Below are 1,804 nucleotides of genomic sequence, written 5' to 3'. Positions count from 1 at the left end.
TGAATCAAAAAGTTGAAGAGGCGTTGTTTCAAAAAGATCCACAAAAACGGGCGCAAATATATGCTGATTTACAACGTGAACTTATGCAAAAAGGACCTTATGCGTTTATCTATCAGAAATATGGCGTCGTCGCGATGACACCGGATATAAAAAAGTGGGTTTGGAATAGCGCACCGCATATTTTTTATAGTAAAATTGAAAAATAAGCGTGTCTTCAATGCTGTTCAATAGATAAAGGACATCGTCATGATATATTCGGCGTATTGTATAAATTTTCAAGATTTGCAATACGTCGAAGATCATAGGTAATGCGTGATATATTGTTGAATGCCTTTTCAAGACATTCGTTTAAAGGGGGGGAGCATTCTCATTAGAGGTGTATTTGTGTGGATGCTAAGATTGAATATTTCAATTTTTCTGAATTGAAAAGTGATCAATTTATTTGTTAAAAAACTGAATGTAACATAAAAAACTAAGTGTAACAAATGTCGTGGAATTTAGTAGTGCTAAAGGTGCAAGGTTGTTCGATGTTGAAGGAAAGTTTTGTTATGGGTGGGTACACAAGGGATTCAGTTTTTATGGTATTCATATTTTCTTTTGCTTTGAAAGATGATGAGATATCAATTGGAGGGTGTTATTTTACGGGGAGTGATGAAAAAAAAATCAAATTTCCTTTTGAAGAAGGAATAAAAGTCGTTGCACTTGGCAGACTAACGAATTTTCCTGTTTTATCAAATCGTCAAATTATTATGAAAGCTCTTTGTTATTAAGGTACTTGAGCCGAAAGGGTTAGTGCTTTGATGGTATGCAAAACGCCGGAAGAAATAAGAGACAAGCTTACTTAACAAGATAGAGAAAAAATATTGGTTTTATAGTCTTCAATAGTAGGCGTTATGATATCGTGGATAAGCTCTGTTGTTGGTGAGCGTTCATTGGATATCAGAGTGTTTTCCTTTGTATGTTTTGGTTTGGCTTATAAGTGTAGGTAGGAGGAGTCATTGGCAAGAGGTGCTTGTTCTTGAAGATTTTAAAGCTTGGTTTTTAGGAGCCTATAGTTCGTCTAAACTTAATTATTAAACACGTTTTGCTGCATGGGGAATTTATACAATAAACGTTAAAAGGAAAAGTCTATGAACGTGAAAAGAAAAATATTGAAAAAGAGCTGTTCTTTTGTTTCTGCTGTTATTACAATGGGGATGTTTGTGCAACAAGTTTCAGCAAAAACACCTACCGATACGCTTGTGATGGCTTGGAATCTGGATCCAATAAGTACATTTGATCCTGCACAACTCAATGACCGTTATGGAATTGAAGTGGTTAACAATATTTGTGATAATTTGGTCGTTTCTGCTACAGATGATGCAGCTAAAATGGTTCCTTCTTTGGCAAAGAGTTGGGATGTTTTAAGTGATGACCAGAGTACGGTGATTACTTTTCATTTGCGTGATGGTTTGAAGTTTAACGATGGTAGATCAGCCAATGCCAATGATCTTGTTTGGGGTATGAAGCGGATTGTCAAATTGAAATTGGCCAATGCGGCAACATTTAATGAATATGGGATTACAGAACAAAACGTTGATGAGGCTTTTCAAGCACCGAATGAGAAAACGGTGGTGATGAAATTTGATAAACCTTATCCAGCAGAGCTCATTCTTAGCAATATTTCCACTAATCGCACTGCTGCCTTGCTGGATCGTGAGACACTCATGAAAAACGAACAAGATGGCGATATGGGAAACCGGTATTTGGCAAGTCATTCTGCTTGTGTTGGTCCTTATCAGTTAGAGAGTTGGCGTTCTGGAGA

The 1,804-nt window shown here is 36.5% G+C and carries 2 protein-coding genes and 1 pseudogene; all 3 read left to right on the top strand.

Features of this window, described 5'->3' with window-relative positions; translation table 11 throughout:
* Positions 1–206: pseudogene (locus ACFIKO_RS09150) on the top strand (ABC transporter substrate-binding protein); the annotation flags it as partial.
* A gap of 279 nt (positions 207–485) precedes the next feature.
* Positions 486–770, top strand: a complete 285-nt coding sequence (locus ACFIKO_RS09145) for a hypothetical protein (RefSeq protein WP_375673860.1) — start codon at positions 486–488, stop codon at positions 768–770.
* A 360-nt stretch (positions 771–1,130) separates the two neighbouring features.
* Positions 1,131–1,804, top strand: a 674-nt coding sequence (locus tag ACFIKO_RS09140) for an ABC transporter substrate-binding protein (protein ID WP_375673858.1), incomplete at its 3' end; no start/stop codon positions are given.

It is taken from the genome of Bartonella sp. TS82HLJMH, assembly GCF_042193495.1.
Classification (GTDB): domain Bacteria; phylum Pseudomonadota; class Alphaproteobacteria; order Rhizobiales; family Rhizobiaceae; genus Bartonella; species Bartonella grahamii.
The sequence above is the reverse complement of the archived record's forward strand: the minus strand, read 5'-3'. Positions and strand labels throughout refer to the sequence as shown.